4 protein-coding genes are annotated in these 2,381 nt (G+C 65.9%); all 4 read left to right on the top strand.

The window, feature by feature from the left end; genetic code table 11:
* The first annotated feature begins 13 nt into the window (after window positions 1-13).
* Window positions 14-382 (top strand): cation transporter, encoded by a 369-nt coding sequence (locus tag JNK68_16830; protein MBL8542009.1) that lies wholly within the window; start codon window positions 14-16, stop codon window positions 380-382.
* Window positions 383-428: 46 nt separating this feature from the next.
* Window positions 429-863: a PaaI family thioesterase gene (locus tag JNK68_16825; GenBank protein ID MBL8542008.1), complete on the top strand. Its 435-nt coding sequence runs from the start codon at window positions 429-431 to the stop codon at window positions 861-863.
* A gap of 28 nt (window positions 864-891) precedes the next feature.
* Window positions 892-1,713 carry a fumarylacetoacetate hydrolase family protein gene (locus JNK68_16820; protein MBL8542007.1) on the top strand — a complete coding sequence of 274 codons (822 nt, stop codon included), beginning with the start codon at window positions 892-894 and terminating at the stop codon, window positions 1,711-1,713.
* Between the two features lie 11 nt (window positions 1,714-1,724).
* Window positions 1,725-2,381 (top strand): polysaccharide deacetylase family protein (locus JNK68_16815; GenBank protein MBL8542006.1); only part of this gene is annotated, 657 nt, incomplete at its 3' end.

The following is a 2,381-nucleotide window of genomic DNA, read 5'->3' as shown; positions in this document are numbered from 1 at the left end:
GTCGATACTGGCGGTGGTCGCGCTGATCGGAGGGTGGCTGTACGGCTGGGCGTGGCTCGATCCGCTCATGGGGATCGTCGGTGCCGGGCTCATCATCGTCTGGGCGGTGGGTCTGATGGCGGATACCGGCAAGGTGCTGCTGGACCGCGAAATGGACCACGGCGTGGTGGCCGAGATCCGGGAAGCGATCGAGGAGACTTTCTCCGCGGGGCATGCGCGTCTCGCGGATCTGCATGTGTGGCGGGTCGGCAAGGCGGCGTACTCCGTTGCTCTGGCGATCGTCACCCATGACGGGTCAATCACCCCCGAGCGCGTACGCTCGGCTCTGAAGATCCATGAAGAGATCGCGCACGTCACGGTGGAGATCAACCATTGTTCGTGAGTGCGGCGCATAGTCGGACGCGCCGCCGCGACGGGTGGCTGCGGGAATGAGCACGCACGAATCGCAGGCGCTTACCCCGGAGACGTTCAACCGGGTGGCCGCGAAGAATCTGCCGGGTCACCTCGGGCTCGTCGTCACGCAGGCGAGCGCATCGGAGGTGCGGGCCGAACTCACCGTGAGGCCGGCCCTGCTGGCACCGAACGGTTTCCTGCACGCCGGCAGCGTCGTCACCCTCGCGGACACCGCCGCGGGCATCGGCTGCTATCTCAACTTGCCGGAGGGTGCGGCCGGCTTCACGACCATCGAGCTCAAGTCGAATCATGTAGGCACAGCTTTGGATGGCACCCTCGATTGTGTGGCGCGGCCTGCGCATCTGGGAAAGACGACCCAGGTGTGGGACGCCGTGGTGACCCACCGGGAATCGGGCAAGACCATCGCGCTTTTCCGCTGCACGCAGATGGTGCTCTATCGCAAGCCGTGAGGTTCGGCCAATTACGCTCGCCCGCGCCATGCCGAAAGTTCCTGACCTGGATGCGCTCGCACGAGAGATGAAAGCCGCGCAGGATGCAGCGCGGCATGTCGAGCTTTTCACGGAGCGCCTGCCCGACTTCGATCTGGCGACTGCCTACGATGTCGCGAACCGGATTCATCGCGCGCGTGTGGCAGAGGGCGCCCGGCCGGTTGGTCGCAAGATCGGCTTCACCAACCCGGCCATGTGGGACAGGTACGGCGTTCGCGCGCCGATCTGGGCGCACGTCTACGACACGACCGTCGTTCAACTGCGCGATACCCGCGCGAGTTGCGGACTGGCGCGCTTCGTCGAGCCCAAGATCGAGCCGGAGATCGTTCTGCATTTCTGCCGCACGCCAGCACTCGATGCGAGTCCCGAGACGCTCCTCGGCTGCATCGACTGGGTGGCGCACGGCTTCGAGATCGTGCAGTCGCATTTCAGGGGCTGGAAGTTCCAGGCACCGGACACCGTCGCCGACTGGGCCCTGCACGGCGCACTCCTGGTCGGCCCTGCACAGCCCGTGGCGACACTCGGTGAGGAACTCGCCGCGGCGCTGGAAGACCTCACAATCACTTTGTCGCGCAACGGTCAGGAGCAAGAGGTCGGCAAAGGGGCAAACGCGCTGGGCAGCCCACTGGCTGCCGTTGCCCATCTCGTCAGCGTGCTTGCCACGCAGCCTCAAGCAGCGCCGCTACGAGCAGGCGAAGTAGTGACGACCGGCACACTCACCGCTGCGCGGACGGTCCGCGCCGGAGAGACCTGGCAATCGGAGCTTCGCGGCATCGGGCTCCCCGGTCTTGCGGTGACGTTCTCCGACTGAAGATGTGTCGGATGTCTTCCGGCGTGCTCACCGTTGTGCAGTGCTGGGACGATGGCGTGACGGACGACGTGCGTCTTATCGACATTCTGCGGCGTCACGGCGCGAAGGCCACCTTCAACCTGAATGCCGGGCTGCACGAGGCGCGGCGCGCGCCGAGCTTCCGCTACCGCGAGCGCGAGGTGATGCGGCTCGCCTGGGGGGAGATGCGCGAGATCTACGCCGGATTCACCATCGCCAATCACAGCCTGACGCATCCGCATCTCGATCACCTGTCGACAGCGGAAATGGAGCGCGAGATCGGCGAAGGACGCGAGCGTCTGCAGCAGTTCTTCGCCCAGGACGTGTGCGGCTTCGCCTATCCCTTCGGCACTTACGACGCGCGGGTGATGGACGCCGTGCGCGAGACCGGACACGTCTATGCGCGCACCGTTGGCAGCAGCGATCGCCCGTTTCCGCCACGCGACGCGATGGCATTCCATCCGACGTGTCACTTTCTTGCGGCCGATTTCCACGAGCGCTACGAGCGCGCGCGAGACGGCGGCGTGTTCTACTTCTGGGGTCACGCCTACGAACTCGCGACGGAAGCGATGTGGCGCGCGTTCGAGGACACGATCGCCACCATCACTGCCGACCCGGCTGCGCGCTGGGGAGAGATCGCGGAACTCTTC

The organism is Betaproteobacteria bacterium, from assembly GCA_016791345.1.
Lineage (GTDB): Bacteria > Pseudomonadota > Gammaproteobacteria > Burkholderiales > JAEUMW01 > JAEUMW01.
The sequence above is the reverse complement of the archived record's forward strand: the minus strand, read 5'-3'. Positions and strand labels throughout refer to the sequence as shown.